Here is a 15,375-nt window from a genome sequence, read left to right as displayed (position 1 = left end):
GTACTATGAGCAAGAAACAAAACAAAAAACTGCTGACCCGTGAAATCCTCACGCAGGCTCTCATCGGTTCTGTAAAAAAGCTGGATCCCCGGTATATGATCAAAAACCCGGTTATGTTCGTGGTAGAGATCGGCTTCTTTATTACGCTGCTGCTGACCATTATGCCGGGGCTGTTTGGTGAAGACGATGCCAGCCTGCGTACTTACAATTTGATCGTTTCCATCATTCTGCTGGTGACGGTGCTGTTTGCGAACTTTGCAGAGTCTGTGGCAGAGGGCCGGGGCAAAGCCCAGGCCGCCAGCCTGAAAAAGACCCAAAAGGATACCGAAGCCCACTTGCTGGATCCGGACGGCAACGAGACCCTTGTGTCCTCCAGCGAACTGAAAAAGGGCGATATTGTGATGGTGTCGGCCGGTGAGGTCATTCCGGGCGACGGCGAGGTCATTGAGGGCATTGCCTCGGTGGATGAATCGGCAATCACCGGTGAGTCCGCACCCGTTGTTCGTGAGAGCGGCGGCGACTTCTGTTCCGTGACCGGCGGTACCACCGTAGTGTCCGACTGGCTGAAAATCCGGATCACCTCTGACCCCGGCAACAGTTTTCTGGACCGGATGATCGCCCTGGTGGAGGGTGCCTCCCGGAAAAAGACCCCCAATGAAATTGCCCTGAGTACCCTTTTGGTCTCCCTGACCATCATCTTTCTGATTGTAATTGTCACCCTGTACCCCATCGGCATGTACTGTGGGGTTCAGCTGCCGCTGTCCACCCTGATTGCCCTGATGGTCTGCCTGATCCCCACCACCATCGGTGGTTTGCTGTCCGCCATCGGCATCGCCGGCATGGATCGGGTCACCCGGTTCAATGTGATCGCAATGTCCGGCAAAGCTGTGGAGGCCTGCGGCGACGTGGACACCATGATTCTGGATAAGACCGGAACCATTACCTTTGGCAATCGTCTGGCCGCGGATTTCTTCCCTGTGGAGGGGGCAAGCCGCAGCGATCTGATCCGCTGTGCGGCCCTGACCAGCCTTCACGATGAGACCCCGGAGGGCAAATCCACCCTGGAACTGACCCGCCGTCTGGGCGACACCAGCGAGGAGACCCCTGGTTCCTCCTTTATTGATTTTACCGCCCAGACCCGCATGAGCGGCGTAGACCTGCCCGACGGCACCAAGATTCGCAAAGGCGCCTCGGATGCCATTGAGCAGTATGTGAAAGCGCAGGGCGGAACGGTTCCTTCCGATCTGCACGCCCACGTGGAAAAGGTCTCTTCTATGGGCGGCACGCCCCTGGTTGTTTGCCAGAACAAGCAAATTCTGGGTGTTATCTATCTGAAAGACACTGTAAAGCCCGGCATGGCAGAACGGTTTGAACGGCTGCGGGCCATCGGCATCAAAACCATTATGTGTACCGGCGATAACCCTTTGACCGCTGCCACCATTGCAAAGGAGGCCGGCGTAGACGGTTTTATCGCTGAGTGCAAACCCGAGGACAAGATCAGCGTCATCAAAAAGGAGCAGGCCGAAGGAAAGATCGTTGCCATGACCGGCGACGGCACCAACGACGCCCCCGCCCTGGCCCAGGCAAATGTGGGCCTGGCCATGAACTCCGGCACCACCGCTGCCAAGGAAGCCGCCAACATGGTGGATCTGGACTCTGACCCCACCAAGATCCTGGAAGTAGTGGAGATCGGCAAGCAGCTGCTCATCACACTCGGCTCCCTCACCACCTTCTCCATCGCAAACGATATCGCAAAGTATTTTGCAATCATTCCTGCCATGTTTATGGCGGCGATTCCCCAGCTGGGAGTTTTGAACATCATGCACCTGAGCGCCCAAAACAGCGCGATCCTATCGGCATTGATTTTCAATGCCATCATCATCCCCTGCCTGATTCCTCTGGCTATGAAGGGCGTCAAATACCGCCCCATGTCTTCCGGCAAAATGCTGGCCCGGAATATGATGATCTACGGTCTGGGCGGCGTTGTTACTCCCTTCATCGGGATCAAGCTCATTGACACGATGATCACCCCCGTCCTGGCTGCTCTGGGCATCTGAGGAGGGCCCTTGCTATGAACGAAACAACGAACAAAAGCACATTTTTTCACAGTCTGCGCCAGTCTTTGGTGGTAACATTGATCTTGCTGCTGCTCTGCGGCTTTGTATTTCCGGTATTGCTCAGCGGGATCTCCGTGGTGATTTTCCCGAGTCAGGCTGGCGGCAGTCTGGTCTATGCCGGCGGCCAGGCTGTGGGGTCTGCAACGGTGGGGCAGGATTTCGCCGAGCCCTATTTCATGAAAGGACGTCCTTCAGCCTGCAACTACAACACCTACTCCCTGGATGAACAGGGGAACCCATACTACAACGACGGCAGCGAGTTTTCCGGGCTTCGTACCGGCTCCGACAATTATGCTCCCTCCAATCCTGCACTGACCGAACGGGTCGAGGCTGACATCGAGGCCTTTCTGGAGGCGAACCCCGACGTGAAGCGGGAGGATATTCCCGCTGATCTGATGACGGCTTCCGGCTCCGGACTGGACCCCCACATCACCCCTGAATCTGCCCGCATCCAGGTCCCTGCCCTGGCAGCCGCCTCTGGTTTGAGCGAGGAGGAACTGGAACAGATTGTGGAAGCTAACACCGAAGGGAAATTATTCGGTATTTTCGGCGAAGAGACCGTCAACGTTCTGGGTGTAAACCTGGACATCGCCCACGCCATGGGCCTTGTGGGAGATGTGAACAAGTAAAAGTCCCCCGCTGATTCCTACACACAAACGCTTCAAAAGGTCACCGGCTTGTCTGTGCATTTCAGGCAGGCCGGTGACCTTTTATCTGTTTTTAATCCGGTGTGTGCAATCTTATCCCCGGTTTTAGTTTCTATGCGCTATCATAGTGCCATAAGGAGGAGACAAATATGTTTACATTGATACAGCGTGTCTCTTGTTTTGAACGCCAAATGGATACCCGCATGGAAAAATTTATCGTTCATCATCCGTTTTGAGGGATGTTCCTGATCTTTATTGGATTACCCCTTGTCACCTTGGCCGCTGTTTGTGTATGCACGATCATTGCTGCATTGTTCATGGCTTTCCTGTTTGGTTGGGTATGATCTCAATTTGCGGCTCAGCAAGGTGTTCCATATGAAGATTGCAAAAGCCATGATTCCCAGGGTCGCACCATGGTTCTCCATGAGGGCAGCACAACCGCTCCCGTCTTAATGTCATCTTAATATTTGTCTTAACAGATTAACGCTCTCTTTAGACGGGATATGGATAATAAAGCTATAAAGAAGGTATTAAGACCGGTCATTTGAAATTTATCTGCCAGCTTCTGGAGAAACCATTCTGGCAGTATGGTATAATACACCTAAATGAAGGGAGGGCTGCCTCATGGATATCCCCACATTCTCCGATCGATTTACGGCCAAGGCACCGGGGAAGCTCACCATTTTTGCCAGCTATTTTCCCGGCACCGGAAAAGCCCACGCTATGCTGGAGGCCGCCAGAACCGCCAAACAAGAAGGCCTGGATGTGGTGATCGGCCTGCTTTCCTGCGATCGGTGGCCGTCTGTCGGCAAACTGGCGGAGGATTTGGAGGCAGTGCGCTGCAAAACCGTCACGCAGGATGGGCGCACAGAATCCGAAATCGATTTGGACGCCTGCATCCAAAGACTGCCCCAGCTGATTCTGGTTGACGACCTTTCTCACACCAATCTGGGCGAATCCCGTCACAGGAAACGCTATCAGGACATCGACGAATTGCTGAAAGCGGGCATTGATGTCTATACAACGCTGGATATACAACATATCGAAAGCATTCAGGATACGGTTTTCTCCATCCTGGGATCTTCCATACCCGAGCGGATCCCCGATCGGGTCTTCGACCGGGCATCGCAGGTCGAATTCATCGATATCGAGCCGGAACGGCTCCAGCAGCGCCTGTTGCAGCAGAAAAAGGTCAGCCTGCTTTCCAACTATTCCCTCTCTCAGCTAAGCGCCCTTCGGGAAATTGGCCTGCGCCGCTGCGCAGACCGGGCCGCTCTGTACACCCAGGCGGGACAGCACGGGACAGGCTACCGCTCGCACGAGCACATTCTGGTGTGTCTTTCTTCCGCTCCCTCCAACGAGAAGATCATCCGCACAGCCGCACGGATGGCCGGCGCCTTCAAATGCGAGTTTACCGCGCTGTTTGTGGAGACAAAAGATTTCCAGCGGATGTCGCAGCCGGATAAAGAGCGCCTTCGAGCCAACATCCATCTGGCGCAGCAGCTGGGTGCCTCCATTGAGACGGTATACGGCGATGACGTAGCCTATCAAATTTCCGAATTCTCCCATCTATCCGGGGTCACAAAAATCGTGCTGGGCCGCAGTGGATTTCCCCCTCGGCCATGGCTCCGAAAGGCCGCTTTGACTGAACGGCTGATCGAACTGACACCGGAGCTTGATATTCATATTATCCCCGATAACGGGATGAACAACCTGTTCTCAGCCAAACATCGGGAAATCATGCACATGCCCCGGTTATCCGTTTTGGACCTGCTTAAAAGCGTGCTGATCCTTGTCTCGGCTACCCTGATCGGCTTTTTGTTTTATAATTTAGGATTTACCGAAGCCAATATCATTACGCTTTATATCTTGGGTGTCATGCTGATTTCCGTATCCACCCAGAGTTCAATCTGTAGTTTTTTCGCCTCCATTCTCAGCGTTTTGACATTTAATTTCTTTTTTACAGATCCCAGATTTTCCCTGCATTCCTATGACAGCGGATACCCGGTTACATTTCTTGTGATGTTCCTGGCATCCCTGCTTACCGGTTCTTTGGCGTCCAAGCTGAAATCCCACGCCAAGCGATCCGCTCAGGTCGCATGGCGTACAAAACTTCTTTTTGAAACCAACCAGAATCTTCAAAAAGCCCGGACGCAGGAAGAAATTCTCTCAGTAACCGCAAAACAACTATTAAAAATCTTCCAGAGGGACATTATTGTATACCGAATCAAAGATGAAAAAACGGTGGCACCAGAAACATTCCTGGCGGACAATACCTCTTCGCCAGACCGTTATACTTCGGAAAAAGAGCGGGAGATTGCCCAATGGGTCGCTGCAAACAACAAAAGAGCCGGGGCGGGAACCGAGACCTTTTCCGATTCCCGCTGCACCTATTTGTCCGTTCGAACGGGGGACCAGATCTATGGCGTCGTAGGCATTGCCGCCTCGGATAAGCCCCTGGATTCCTTTGAGGCTAGTATCCTTCTCTCGGTATTAGGGGAATGTGGTCTGGCCCTCGAAAACAAAAAAAATCTGGAGGAAAAAGAAGCGGCTGCGGTTTTGGCCAAAAACGAACAGCTCCGCGCCAATTTGCTGCGATCCATTTCCCACGATCTGCGCACCCCCCTTACTTCTATTTCGGGAAACGCCAGCAACCTGCTCTCCAACGGCAATTTATTTGACTCCAAAACCAAGGAACAGATGTATACCGATATATACGATGACGCCATGTGGCTCATTAATCTGGTAGAAAATCTGTTGTCGGTCAGCCGTCTGGAAGAAGGGCGGATGAATCTGCATGTATCCACAGAGCTGATTGACGAGGTGGTGGCGGAGGCCCTGCGCCACATCAATCGAAAGAGCGTGGAATACCACCTGAATGTACAGAACAGTGAGGAATACCTACTGGCCCAGATCGACGCAAAGCTCATTGTTCAGGTTCTCATCAACATCGTTGATAACGCCATCAAATATACGCCGCCAGGATCTGAAATCAACATCGGATGGCAGCGCAAAGGGGATTCAATTTATATTTCCATCGCGGATAACGGGCCGGGAATTCCCGACCAGGCCAAGCCGCACATTTTCGACATGTTTTATACGGCATCCAATCAAATTGCAGACAGCCGCCGCAGCATGGGGCTTGGCCTGGCACTCTGCAAATCCATTGTCAATGCGCATGGTGGAGAAATCACGGTGGCCGATCATCTGCCCCATGGCTCCATCTTTACATTTTCTGTACCAGCCGGGGAGGTAGAGCTGCATGAATAAACCTTTGATTTTGGTGGTTGAGGACGATACGCCCGTCCGCAACCTGATTACCACAACCTTAAAAGCCCACGATTACCGCTTTTTGACGGCGGCAAACGGAGAATCGGCGGTTCTGGAGGCTTCCTCCCATAACCCCGAAATCATTCTGCTGGATCTGGGTCTGCCGGATATGGATGGCGTAGATGTGATTCACAAAGTACGTTCCTGGTCCAATGTGCCCATTATCGTAATCAGCGCCCGGAGTGAAGACACCGATAAAATCGAAGCTCTGGATGCCGGCGCGGACGACTACCTCACCAAGCCCTTTTCTGTGGAAGAGCTGCTTGCCAGACTGCGGGTGACACAGCGCCGGTTGGCCGCCTTGCAGGTCGGGTCCGCCAATACAGATTCGGTTTTTACCAATGGCAAATTAAAAGTGGACTACGCCGCAGGCTGTGCCTTTCTGGACGGACAGGAGCTTCACTTGACCCCCAGCGAGTACAAGCTTCTCTGCCTGCTCTGCAAAAACGTCGGAAAAGTACTGACCCACACCTACATCACCCAGCAGATCTGGGGAAGAAGCTGGGAAAACGATGTTGCATCCCTGCGTGTATTTATGGCCACTCTGCGCAAGAAGCTGGAAAAAGAGCCGGGTTCTCCGCAATACATCCAAACCCACATTGGGGTTGGGTACCGCATGATGAAAGTTGAGCCCTAAGACATGGCCCGCTGAGTATAGAACTTTGGCCCTCTGGTTTGCAGCAGGTGTGAAGTTTGGATGCCCTTAACCACCTGTTAAGAAAATCCTCCTGCCGCTTAACTACACCTCCCTTGCGGCTGCCGGCCAGCGGCGTTACAATAAAATCACAGCAAACCGCGGCGCTGCATCCAAACAAGGGAGGCATAGAAAATGGAATCCACACCCATCAAAATTGGCGCGACCATCGCCGCCCTCCGCCGGGCCCGGGGCCTAACCCAGGAACAGCTGGCCGAGCAGCTGGGGGTATCGGCCCCAGCTGTGAGCAAGTGGGAGACCGGCAGCTCCTGCCCGGACATCACCCTGCTCTGCCCCCTGGCCCGGGCGCTGGGCACCACTCTGGACGGGCTGTTCCAGTTTGAAGAAACCCTCTCCGATCAGGAGGTAGCCGCACAGATCAACGCCCTGCTGCAATCCGCCCAGACCACCGGACCACAGGCCGCAGAAACAGAACTGGATGCCCTGCTCCGGCGTTACCCCAACTGTACCGCCCTGAAATTCAACGCAGCGGCGGCCTGCGACGCATTCCAGATGTTCTTCCCGGCGGCAGCACAAGAGGACAAAAACCGATGGCGAACCCGCAAACAGGCTCTGCTGGAGGATGTGCGGGCCACCGGCAGCGCCGCCTATTGGCAAAGCGCCACCATCCAGCTGGCCAGCCTGGCGGTGCTGGAAAACCAACTGGAAAAAGCCGCCGCCCTCCTGGGCGAGCTGCCCGAACACCCGGGCAGTGCCACCGGCGTATGGGTACAATATTATCTGAAAAAGGGCGAGACCGACAAAGCCCTGGAAACCGCGCAAAAACAGCTCTATTTTCTCTCCAGCCAGATCCAGACCTGTCTGGTCCTGCTGATGGACCCCCGGCTGCGCCCTCAGCCCCAGCAGCTGCTCAAGGCCGGGCAGACCAGCCGGGCGCTGGCTCAGGCCTTTGGACAGCCGGATATGAGCAGCGGGGCTTTGATGGAAGCATACCTGCGGATGGGGCGGATGGACGAGGCCGCCGAATGTTTCGCAGAATATGTGGACACCCTTATCGGCCCCATGATCCAGCCGGATGCGGACCTGTTCTTCCCCTGGTATAAACCCCAGGAGCCTAAGATATGGGAGGCCACTGCCCACCAGATGCGGCAGCTGAGCCTGACGGCCATTCAGGAAGATGAAAAATACCGTCCCCTGCTGGAACACCCCGTCTTTGCGGCGGCCCTGGAAAAACTGAAATCCAGCCTGTAACCCAGACACAGCAAAACACCCCCGAGAGATAGTCTCTCGGGGGTGTTTTATAGAGGGATATATCCTGTTTTTTCACTCTTGGAGATACCACCGGGCATCGGTGGCCGTATTCAGGTTGATGAGGTCCGCCATCTCAAGCTCCGGGATATAAAAGCCGAGATAAACCGTGTCATAGCCCATAGGCTCTGCGGAACCATCCTCGTGCACCATACTCTCGTTGTGGAGTATGACCGTATAGAAGGTATCCAGACAGACATGGTAGCCTGTCTCCTCCGAGCCGAAGGCAAGGGTGGTATACCCGCCTTCCAGCGGGGCACCGTCGGGCCAGTAGCCATCCATGGAATAGAAGATGGTTTCCCAGAGATCTTCCCGGGTCAGGCCGTATTCCTCCCGGAAGGCGATCGCGTCCACCGCGTCCTGCCCATAAAACACCTCATAGGTACCCAGATAGCAGGCGCTGGCCTCGCTGCCCGGCGTCTGATCCCACAAAAAACTTCCGTCCGGGTCCAGGTACAGCTGAGAGCCGTCCCCGCAGAGGAAGTTCCGGCCGCTGATGGCGTCCTCCTGCCCGATCTGGAAGGTGACGCTGTTCAGAACCCCTGCCACTTCCATCGCTACCTGATGGTACTTTTTCAGGGAGGTAGTATAGCCATGGATCGAGATCAGCAGGTTTTTGTCCACCGACATAACGGCAGAAAGACAGCCGTAGAAGTCCTCATCGATCTCCCACTCCTGGAAAAAGAACTGGTAGTCGTCGCCGTCGCCGGTAACGCCATCCGACAGATCCCAGAGGGCCGGATACATGGGGTCTTTCAGAGGGATACATCCCTCGGCCCAAATACTGCACAGATCGTCGTAGGTTTCCTCCGGGGTATAGGCGCCCAGCGGGGTGGCGATGATCCGGTAGTATTCATCGTTTCCTTTCACAAAACCGTCTGCACCGTCGGACTCCCAAGTCTCGTCAATCTGGACGGTGAAGCCCTCGCCCACATAGGGCCGGTAGACTGCCGGGCCCGCCGCAGGGCTGGCGAGCAGCGTATAAGGGATGAAAAAGAGGGCCGCCGTCAAAGCGATCGCCGCCAGGCCAAAGCCCCAGCGACCGGGGGCGGCTTTCTCGGGCGGGGTAGTGCCCGGGACCGGGACAAGGCCCGGATAGGCTTTGGCGATCACCACTTTTTTCCGGCGTTCCGGTTCGGTTCCGCCGCCCCGCACCCGGTAGGAGATCTTCCAGAACCAGGAGGTCTCCTTTTCCAGCTGGGGGTCCGCCAGGCAGGCAACCGCGCGGCTCAGTGCACTGCCCGGCGGCAGCTGGCCCGCGGTCAGCTGCTGGATGGCCCGCTCGATGGCCTCACGGCCTGCCCGCTGTTCTTCCTCGCTCAGCCGCCCCCATTCCAGAGCCCGGAGCGCCCCCCTTTTGTTGGTGAAGCGGAATTCCAGAATCAGATTCAGCAGCTGGAAATCCACCCGCCAGAGGGCTCCGCCGCCCCGCACATAGATCCAGCGGCCGGCCTGGCTGGGCTGGGCCAGATGGACCCCCACCGACAGAAGCACCACCAGCCCGGCCACCATGGCAACACAGCCCATCAGCGGGCCCCACTCATTGCCCTGGGCAGAGGTATAGAGCAGCGCCCAAAAGACGAACCCCAGCACCACAAAAAGGGGCAGGAAAATCGAGAGCCGGTAACGCCGCATCCACCGGGGTTCGGCGATGTAAAACTGGCAGGCCGACCCCGGCTGGCCCGGCGCCGCCGCGCTGGAAACATAGGGCGGGACGGCCTCTTCCTCCGGGGACTTTCGAGCGCCCAGGATCAGGGGCACCGCCCCCGGCAGGGTGAACAGATACAGGACAATCAAATTGCCCCAGTAGTAACGGGGGTTGAGATAGCCCTCCTCCAACAGATAGCCTATGCTGCGGAAAGCCTCGAAAAAGTCGATCTCCGCCTCCCGGGCCACCTCGATGGCGCAGTCCATCTGGAAGACCAGCCAGGTCATCCCCAGCACCAGAGCCAGGGATACCACAATCCCCTTGCGGCTCAGGGTGCCGCCCAGCAGCTCATAGCCTTTGAGGGTGCAGACCCCCATTACCACGCCGCTGATGACCGCCACATAGCCCAGCTGACTGACCAGAATGATACAGACCGCGCCCAAAAACGAGCCCAGAACCGCACCCACTACGCCAGCCACAAAATTTTCGTGTTTTGTCTGCTGCTCCATGGTTTTCCTCCTCTTCGCGTTGCGAGGCCGGATCAGTTGCGGTAGCCCAGCCCGTTCTGAACGTCCCGAAGGAGTTTGATGTCAATTTCGTAATCGAATTTGGAGATCACCATCTGCATCCCCTTTTTGGGGTAAATATTCAGTCCGGTGGACCGTTGGTCCTGCATCCGGCGCAGGGCCGTGGCCATCTTGGGGGCATTTTCCTCCAAAACCAACATATCCTTCACCTCGGAGTAAGGCAGGCGACGCTTGCCCCGTACCAAACCCCGCTCATAGAACCGGGCGTAGCCCGAGCCCTTCTTCTGCTTGAACTGAACCACCAGCCGCCCGAACTCGGCATCCGGCTCCCCTTCTGCATAGGGGCCGTCCCACTCCAGGACACTCTCGCCGCCGTGGCGCTGGCGCTGCTCCTCGGCGTTTTTCTGTCGGATCCGCCGCCCCTCGTTGAAGAGTTTCATGATCCAGACGCAAGCACCAATGGCAAAGCCTAAGATCAGCAGATAAACCGGAATCAAAAAGAGCATACCAAAATTCCTCCGTTTTTTCTCAATTTCCCGGAAAAGCTGCCCCATTGGGTACAGCTCATAATAAAAAGCGGGGGACGATGAGAGACCTCACCGCCCCCTGTCGGGATCAGCCAACAATCGTATTATTGTATTCGTCAATAAAATCAGAAACCGCGTTGCTGAACCCGTTGAACGAGTTTGTATAATCCGCCTGGTTTGCGGCGTCTTCCATCAGTTTGGTCAGCCAGGAATCCACATCGCTGATGGCATTCTGGTATCTAGGCAGAGTGATCTCAGCGAAACCCGCATCGTCCGCCCAGGAGCTGACTTTTTCCCGCTGCTCGGGGTCATCCATGGCAGCCACCAAAGCCTCATAGTTTTCCTTGTACTGGGTGTACAGGGTATTGAGGTTGGTCATATCCAGCACCGGCAGGGTCTCGGCCAGTTCCAACTGGGACCAGATCTCGTCCTGGATCTCCAAACTGGTGTTGGCAATCATCCGGCTGTAATAGGCGATGTTGTGGCCTTCTTCTTTCAGGCGGTTGAGCTCGTCCTGCTCGGTGCTCTCGTCCAGAATGTTGATCTGCTCGATGAAGTCCCAGACATACAGGTCATACTCCGCCACGGCGCTGTAAATTTGCTCGTGGATCTGGGGCGCCTGGGCCATGTTGTCGTCCTGATATTGGACAAAGCTCATGTAGTCGGACAGTTCGTTCAGAGCGTCCACCAGGTTCTTATAGGGCTCCTCCAGCTTTGCCAGCAGGGCGTCGGCCTCCGGGTAGGCAGGCTCGGAATCCATATAGTAAACTGCATCGGACATCGATGTAGTGCTGAGGGAAAGGTATGCAAAGGTATCCTCCAGCATGCTGTAATCCATTCCCTCGTTCAGGGCGAATTCGGGCTGGTTGGCCACCACCGCAAAGTAGACATACAGCAGGTCCTCGGTATCGTAGATATCGCTGACCAGATCAATGTAGCTGTTGTACTTGGTGTAATCCACGGTTTGGGCGGCCGCCTCCGGAGTACTGGCAGCAGAGGAAGCCGGGGTGCTTTCCGCTGCGGTACTGTCTGCCGCGGTGCTCTTTGCATCCGTGCCGCCGCTGCAGCCTGCCGTCACCAGCAGGCTCAGGCACAGAACAACCGCCAGGGCAGCCGCTTTCCATCGGGGGGATTTCTTCACTTTCATAACATTGCTCTCCTTTTCTTACCAAAAGCAATCTTGACGCGTCAAATCGGCGCAAACAACCATAGTTTTTCGCGGAACGTCCATTTTTCCGCGTATTGCACGAGAAGTTCCCGACATTATGCATAAAACATAGAGATAGTATAGCATATCTTCCATTCTTTGTCAGCATTTTATCGAATTTCGGCCTAAAAACAGTTCTTGGGCTTTACCGCAGAAAAAGCCGGGAGCTCCGGCAAAACAGGAGCTCCCGGCTGATTGGACCGTCCGGCAGTTTATAGAATCACTTTTCCCACTTTTCCTTCAGTTCCTGGTAGTACCGCTGAAGGACATAGAAAGCGGGTTTCTTATAGGTCTTTTCGGGGTTCAAAAGGCCCTTGCGGTTGTAGTAGCCCTGAATCACCGAGGTGCGGCGGGGGCAGCGGAAATCGTAGAGAATCCAGGGAGTCATGCCGCGGACATAGTCGATGCCCCGGAGGGTTTCCACCTGCTTTTCGTAGACATAGACCTGGCACTCTTCGGTGCCCTTATCGGTGATGGTGCCATGATGGCCGGGCAGGGCGTCAGCGCCCAGCTCGGTGACAATCACCGGCTTTGTGGGATGGCTGTTCTCAAACAGCTGGGGCAGCAGACGGAAATCGGGGGTATACCAGCCGAAGTATTCGTTCAGACCGATGACGTCCAGATGCTCGGCCAGACGGTCGGCAATGGCGTTCTCCCGGAAGCTCACCAGACAGGCCGCCGAAACCAGGCGGTTCTCGTCGGCCGCATGGGCGGTGTCGGCCAAGTTCTTCATAAAGGCCAGCCGCTCGTCCGAGTCGGCGTTCTCGTTGCCCACCGACCAGATGATGACGCTGGCACGGTTCCAGTCCCGCTCGATCAGCTCCAGCAGCTGGTTGCGGGCATCGGCGTAGGTCTTTTCGCGGGTAAAACGGATCGCCCAGTAGACGGGGATCTCCTCCCAGAGCAGGATGCCCTCCCGGTCTGCCAGCCGGGCCATCCGCTCATCGTGGGGATAGTGGGCCGCCCGCATAAAGTTGCAGCCCAGCTCCTTGGCCAGCCGGATATTCTCCAGCCGCTCTTCATCGGTCAAAGCCTTACCGTTGGGCACGCTCTCCTCGTGGGCGCTGATGCCCCGCAGAAAGATGGATTTGCCGTTGAGCAGGATATCGTGCCCCTGGACCCGGATCTCCCGGAACCCCACCTCATCGCTCACTTCGTCCCCGGCACAGCTCAGGCTGACAGCATAGAGCTTGGGGTTTTCGGGGCACCAGAGAACCGGGTGGGCCTCCAGAACCGCCTCGCCTGCGCCCTCGGTCACCGGGATCTCGGCACAGAGGCCCAGCTCATCGATCCGCAGCTGGGCCGCAGTGTTCACCGGCTCGGACAGCCGGACCCGAACCTTGATCTTATTGAACGCGCCGTCCGAAACCAGCGCAATCTGGAACCGCTTGATGTAGGTTTCCGGCAGGCGGATCAGCTCGATATCCCGGTAAACGCCGCCGTAGTTGAACCAGTCGGTGTTCTCGGTGGGCACCTGCTCGGGGCGGCGGGTGCTGTCGGCCTGAATGATGATCCGGTTTTCTGCCTGAAGCAGGCCGGTCACGTCAAAATAGGCCGGGGTGGAACCGCCCCGGTGCATCCCCAGGTACTCCTGGTTCAAAAAGACCCGGCAGATATAGTTGGCAGCACCGATCTTGAGCAGAACTTTTTCTTTGTTTTGGGCCTCGTAGCGGAATTTGCGGGTAAAAACCATACTGCCGTCGTAGAGCTCAAATTTCTCGCTCTGGGTGTTCCAGCAGCAGGGCAGCTGCATGGTGGGCCACTCGTCAAAGGAATAGTCCACCGGCATGGTAAACCCGTTCTGGTCGGTATACCGCTCTGCGAACCAGTGCTGGCGAATGCAGGTGTCGTACTGGTCCACTGCATAATGCCACAGACCATTGAGAGACTCCTTTTTCCGGCTGCGGTCAAAAATCAGATCTTCCACCGTGGCCTGCTTATCCTCATATTCCCCCAGATAATCCTCGAGGTTGATGTCGGACGAATTTTCCTGCTCGTACTTTCTCATGACAAAGGCTCCTTTTCCAGATGATTGGATGTTTTGTTCCGGTTGTCCCGCTGACTTGCCAAAAGACACTTTCATTATACAGCAACCTGCCAAAATGGAATAGAAAAACCAGCCGGAAATATATGAAATTCTTAAGAAATTTCTGAAAACAAAGGCTTTCATCTTCTTGCCCCCGATAGAAAAAGCGGCCGGGCTGTGCTATACTGCAACCAACAGACCGCATCCCGCGGCCGGGAGGCATACAATGAAAAAAGTGGATTTTGTTCAGATTAAAGCCGAGCTGTGCGGCTATGGGCTTGGCCAGGGCACTCGCTATTGTTTCGACGGGGTCGAAGAGCTGATCCGCCAGCGGCTGGAATCCGGCTGGGAATATGATGGCTATGTTCCCCTGACCACCCGGGGCACCGGCGCCATCGAAACCATCTCCCTGATCTTCCGGAAAGAGCTGGAAGATTGATTTCATTTTATTTCAACAGGAGAGAAACACCATGCACGAACCAGAGATTGAACAGGAAATGTACCGTCAGGCCGTCGCCCTGATCGAAAACCGCTACCCCACCGGCTGGGGCGGCGCCGGGGTGGTACATACCGCCCAAGGGCACTATTTCACCAGCGTCTGCCTGGATAACGCCAACGCCTCGGCGGTGCTGTGCATTGAGACCGGCGCCATGCTGGAAGCCCACAAATACAACGAAAAAGTCACCCATTGCCTGTGCCTGGTGCGGGAGGACGAAAACTCCCCCTTCCAGGTCCTCTCGCCCTGCGGCATCTGCCAGGAGCGGCTGCGCTATTGGGGCGAGGAGGTACAGGTAGCTGTCACAACGGAGGACACCACTTTAAAGTTTGTCCCCCTGAAGGTTTTGCAGCCCTATCACTGGACCCGGGCCTACCCGTGGGACGAACTGGATCACTATAAAGGCTGACTTGCGGTTGATCGGAGGAGGGATCATCTTCATGTGGCTTATCTTTGCATTGGGGTCGTCGGTGTTTGCGGCGCTGACCTCCATTTTGGCTAAAATCGGGATCGACGGGGTCAACTCCAACCTGGCCACCGCCCTGCGCACCTGCGTTGTGCTGGCCATGTCCTGGGGAATGGTGTTTATTACCCACGCCCAGAGCGGCCTACCCGACATCAGCCGGCGAAGCTGGTTGTTTCTGATCCTGTCGGGGCTTGCCACCGGCGCGTCCTGGCTGTGCTACTACAAGGCGCTCCAGATGGGCGAGGCATCCAAGGTGGTGCCCGTCGACAAGCTCAGCGTTGTGATCACTCTGGTTTTGGCCGCTGTTCTGCTGCACGAGCCCTTCACCGCAAAGTCGGTGCTGGGGTGCGTGCTGATCGGTGCAGGCACCCTGCTGATGGTGCTGTAAGACGCCCCTGTTCCTGTGGACCTTACGAAAGGA

General features: G+C 56.0%; 12 protein-coding genes. 8 read left to right on the top strand and 4 right to left on the bottom strand.

What is annotated here, in order from left to right; genetic code table 11:
* Positions 1–5: 5 nt before the first annotated feature.
* The 5 genes from kdpB (at position 6) to JCM17207_RS11275 (ending at position 8,000) form a co-directional block, all read left to right on the top strand.
* A complete protein-coding gene (gene kdpB, locus JCM17207_RS11295) occupies positions 6–2,057 on the top strand; it encodes a potassium-transporting ATPase subunit KdpB (RefSeq protein ID WP_238317729.1) in 2,052 nt (683 codons plus the stop codon).
* Between the two features lie 14 nt (positions 2,058–2,071).
* Positions 2,072–2,746, top strand: a complete 675-nt coding sequence (kdpC, locus tag JCM17207_RS11290; protein ID WP_238317728.1) for a potassium-transporting ATPase subunit KdpC — start codon at positions 2,072–2,074, stop codon at positions 2,744–2,746.
* 642 nt (positions 2,747–3,388) lie between these two features.
* On the top strand, positions 3,389–6,034 hold the full coding sequence (locus JCM17207_RS11285; RefSeq protein WP_238317727.1) for an ATP-binding protein: 2,646 nt from the start codon (positions 3,389–3,391) through the stop codon (positions 6,032–6,034).
* Complete coding sequence (locus JCM17207_RS11280; protein ID WP_238317726.1) at positions 6,027–6,731, top strand: response regulator; 705 nt, start codon at positions 6,027–6,029, stop codon at positions 6,729–6,731. Before JCM17207_RS11285 ends, JCM17207_RS11280 begins: the two co-directional genes overlap by 8 nt.
* 192 nt (positions 6,732–6,923) lie before the next feature.
* Positions 6,924–8,000 carry a helix-turn-helix domain-containing protein gene (locus JCM17207_RS11275; RefSeq protein WP_238317725.1) on the top strand — a complete coding sequence of 359 codons (1,077 nt, stop codon included), beginning with the start codon at positions 6,924–6,926 and terminating at the stop codon, positions 7,998–8,000.
* A 72-nt stretch (positions 8,001–8,072) separates the two neighbouring features.
* Here the strand turns inward: JCM17207_RS11275 and JCM17207_RS11270 are convergent, their stop codons facing one another.
* From JCM17207_RS11270 to JCM17207_RS11255, 4 genes are all read right to left on the bottom strand, one after another.
* Positions 8,073–10,214 (bottom strand): hypothetical protein, encoded by a 2,142-nt coding sequence (locus JCM17207_RS11270; RefSeq protein ID WP_238317724.1) that lies wholly within the window; start codon positions 10,212–10,214, stop codon positions 8,073–8,075.
* A 32-nt stretch (positions 10,215–10,246) separates the two neighbouring features.
* On the bottom strand, positions 10,247–10,738 hold the full coding sequence (locus JCM17207_RS11265; RefSeq protein WP_238317723.1) for a hypothetical protein: 492 nt from the start codon (positions 10,736–10,738) through the stop codon (positions 10,247–10,249).
* A 109-nt stretch (positions 10,739–10,847) separates the two neighbouring features.
* Positions 10,848–11,906: a DUF3829 domain-containing protein gene (locus JCM17207_RS11260; RefSeq protein WP_238317722.1), complete on the bottom strand. Its 1,059-nt coding sequence runs from the start codon at positions 11,904–11,906 to the stop codon at positions 10,848–10,850.
* Positions 11,907–12,186: 280 nt separating this feature from the next.
* Positions 12,187–13,974, bottom strand: coding sequence for a glycoside hydrolase family 2 protein (locus JCM17207_RS11255; RefSeq protein WP_238317721.1), 1,788 nt, complete (start codon positions 13,972–13,974; stop codon positions 12,187–12,189).
* Positions 13,975–14,218: 244 nt separating this feature from the next.
* Here JCM17207_RS11255 and JCM17207_RS11250 point away from each other — a divergent pair, with 244 nt between their 5' ends.
* The 3 genes from JCM17207_RS11250 to JCM17207_RS11240 are packed head-to-tail and all read left to right on the top strand — an operon-like array spanning position 14,219 to position 15,342.
* Positions 14,219–14,431, top strand: a complete 213-nt coding sequence (locus JCM17207_RS11250) for a DUF4177 domain-containing protein (protein WP_238317720.1) — start codon at positions 14,219–14,221, stop codon at positions 14,429–14,431.
* Between the two features lie 31 nt (positions 14,432–14,462).
* A complete protein-coding gene (locus JCM17207_RS11245) occupies positions 14,463–14,897 on the top strand; it encodes a cytidine deaminase (RefSeq protein WP_238317719.1) in 435 nt (144 codons plus the stop codon).
* Between the two features lie 31 nt (positions 14,898–14,928).
* Entirely contained in the window at positions 14,929–15,342 is a 414-nt protein-coding gene (locus JCM17207_RS11240) for an EamA family transporter (protein WP_238317718.1), read from the top strand.
* Positions 15,343–15,375 lie beyond the last annotated feature (33 nt).

The sequence above is a fragment of the Faecalibacterium gallinarum genome (genome assembly GCF_022180365.1).
GTDB lineage: Bacteria > Bacillota > Clostridia > Oscillospirales > Ruminococcaceae > Faecalibacterium > Faecalibacterium gallinarum.
Note: the sequence above shows the minus strand (reverse complement) of the source record. Positions and strands in the feature narration are given on the sequence as shown.